Raw genomic sequence first — 3,239 nt, 5'->3', positions numbered from 1 at the left:
TTTAGATTTAAAAGCTGGCGATGACTTACTCTCACATGGGTAACCCCACACTACCATCAGCGCTAAGAGGTTTCACTTCTGAGTTCGGGAAGGGATCAGGTGGTTCACTCTTGCTATTGTCGCCAGCAAACTGTTATGGACTTGTTCGGGTCTTATTTAAATGCCTTACTTCGTACCAAATGAGTTTAACAGAACATTTGAGTTGAATAGTTTAACTAGCTTTACAACTAAATCAAGTATGTTTGATCTTTTATGAATCAAATGATGCTTCGTATACAACTGCTTGGGTGTTGTATAGTCAAGCCTCACGAGCAATTAGTATTGGTCAGCTTCATGCGTCACCGCACTTCCACATCCAACCTATCAACGTCGTAGTCTTCAACGGCTCTTTAGAGGACATAAAGTCCTAGGGAAATCTTATCTTGAGGTAGGCTTCCCGCTTAGATGCTTTCAGCGGTTATCCCTTCCGAACATAGCTACCCGGCGATGCGACTGGCGTCACAACCGGTACACCAGAGGTTCGTCCACTCTGGTCCTCTCGTACTAGGAGCAGATCCTCTCAAATTTCCAACGCCCACGGTAGATAGGGACCGAACTGTCTCACGACGTTCTAAACCCAGCTCGCGTACCTCTTTAAATGGCGAACAGCCATACCCTTGGGACCTGCTTCAGCCCCAGGATGAGATGAGCCGACATCGAGGTGCCAAACACCGCCGTCGATATGAACTCTTGGGCGGTATCAGCCTGTTATCCCCAGAGTACCTTTTATCCGTTGAGCGATGGCCCTTCCATACAGAACCACCGGATCACTAAGACCTACTTTCGTACCTGCTCGACTTGTGGGTCTCGCAGTTAAGCGCGCTTTTGCCTTTATACTCTACGCGTGATTTCCGACCACGCTGAGCGCACCTTCGTACTCCTCCGTTACTCTTTAGGAGGAGACCGCCCCAGTCAAACTACCCACCAGACATGGTCCTCGTCCCGGATAACGGGACAGAGTTAGAACCTCAATATTACCAGGGTGGTATTTCAAGGATGGCTCCATAGCAACTGGCGTCACTACTTCAAAGCCTCCCACCTATCCTACACAAGTAAGATCAAAGTTCAATGTCAAGCTGCAGTAAAGGTTCACGGGGTCTTTCCGTCTAGCCGCGGGTACACCGCATCTTCACGGCGATTTCGATTTCACTGAGCCTCTGCTGGAGACAGCGCCCCCATCATTATGCCATTCGTGCAGGTCGGAACTTACCCGACAAGGAATTTCGCTACCTTAGGACCGTTATAGTTACGGCCGCCGTTTACTGGGGCTTCGATCAAGAGCTTCGCTTACGCTAACCCCATCAATTAACCTTCCAGCACCGGGCAGGCATCACACCCTATACGTCCACTTTCGTGTTTGCAGAGTGCTATGTTTTTAATAAACAGTTGCAGGGGCCTGGTTTCTGTGGCTGCCAATAGCTCAAGGAGCAAGTCCTATCACCGTCAGCAGCGTACCTTCTCCCGAAGTTACGGTACCATTTTGCCTAGTTCCTTCAGCAGAGTTCTCTCAAGCGCTTTGGTCTACTCGACCTGACCACCTGTGTCGGTTTAGGGTACGATTCCTGTGTAACTGAAGCTTAGAGACTTTTCCTGGAAGCATAGTATCAGCCACTTCGCTAGTAAACTAGCTTGCTATCAGCTCTCAGCATAGAGCACCCCGGATTTGCCTAAGATGCATGCCTACTGCCTTTCACCTGGACAACCAACGCCAGGCTGACTTAACTTTCTCCGTCCTCTCATCGCATTACACAGAAGTATTGGAATATTAACCAATTTCCCATCGACTACGCCTCTCGGCCTCGCCTTAGGGGTCGACTCACCCAGCCCCGATTAACGTTGGACTGGAACCCTTGGTCTTTCAGCGAACGGGTTTTTCACCCGTTTTGTCGTTACTCACGTCAGCATTCGCACTTCTGATACCTCCAGCATACTTCTCAATACACCTTCATCGGCTTACAGAACGCTCCCCTACCACGTGCACATAGTGCACATCCGCAGCTTCGGCATATAGTTTTAGCCCCGTTACATCTTCCGCGCAGGCCGACTCGACTAGTGAGCTATTACGCTTTCTTTAAAGGGTGGCTGCTTCTAAGCCAACCTCCTAGCTGTCTATGCCTTCCCACATCGTTTCCCACTTAACTATAATTTGGGGGCCTTAGCTGGCGGTCTGGATTGTTTTCCTCTTGACTACGGACGTTAGCACCCGCAGTCTGTCTCCCGGATAGTACTCATAGGTATTCGGAGTTTGCATCGGTTTGGTAAGTCGGGATGACCCCCTAGCCGAAACAGTGCTCTACCCCCTATGGTATTCGTCCGAGGCGCTACCTAAATAGCTTTCGGGGAGAACCAGCTATCACCGAGTTTGATTAGCCTTTCACCCCTATCCACAAGTCATCCCCTGGCTTTTCAACGACAGTGGGTTCGGTCCTCCAGTTAGTGTTACCCAACCTTCAACCTGCTCATGGATAGATCACCCGGTTTCGGGTCTATACCCAGCAACTAAACGCCCTATTAAGACTCGATTTCTCTACGGCTCCCCTATACGGTTAACCTTGCTACTGAATATAAGTCGCTGACCCATTATACAAAAGGTACGCAGTCACCAAACAAGTTGGCTCCCACTGCTTGTATGCATGCGGTTTCAGGATCTATTTCACTCCCCTCACAGGGGTTCTTTTCGCCTTTCCCTCACGGTACTGGTTCACTATCGGTCAGTCAGGAGTATTTAGCCTTGGAGGATGGTCCCCCCATATTCAGACAAGGTTTCACGTGCCTCGCCCTACTCGTCATCATTATATGTGCCCTTTCGTGTACGGGACTATCACCCTCTACGGTAGCACTTCCCAGAGCTTTCCGCTAAAACACATATAACTTAATGGGCTGATCCCCGTTCGCTCGCCGCTACTGAGGGAATCTCAATTGATTTCTTTTCCTAAGGGTACTGAGATGTTTCACTTCCCCTCGTTCGCCTCGCATGACTATGTATTCATCATGCGATACCTACCTTATGGTAAGTGGGTTTCCCCATTCAGAAATCTCCGGATCACAGGATATTTGCCGCCTCCCCGAAGCTTATCGCAGGCTATTACGTCTTTCATCGCCTCTGACTGCCAAGGCATCCACCACATGCACTTAATTACTTGACTATACAACCCCAAACAGTCGTTAATCCCTACAAGGAGGATCAACAATGTGGACTC

General features: G+C 49.5%; 2 rRNA genes. Both read right to left on the bottom strand.

Annotated features, from left to right (window positions below):
* Nucleotides 1–12: 12 nt before the first annotated feature.
* Nucleotides 13–127 (bottom strand): 5S ribosomal RNA (rrf, locus tag AC07WY_RS21430).
* Between the two features lie 167 nt (nt 128–294).
* Nucleotides 295–3,185 (bottom strand): 23S ribosomal RNA (locus AC07WY_RS21425).
* Nucleotides 3,186–3,239: the final 54 nt, after the last annotated feature.

The organism is Acinetobacter sp. GW821-FHT01C12, from assembly GCF_059422625.1.
Note: the sequence above shows the minus strand (reverse complement) of the source record. Positions and strands in the feature narration are given on the sequence as shown.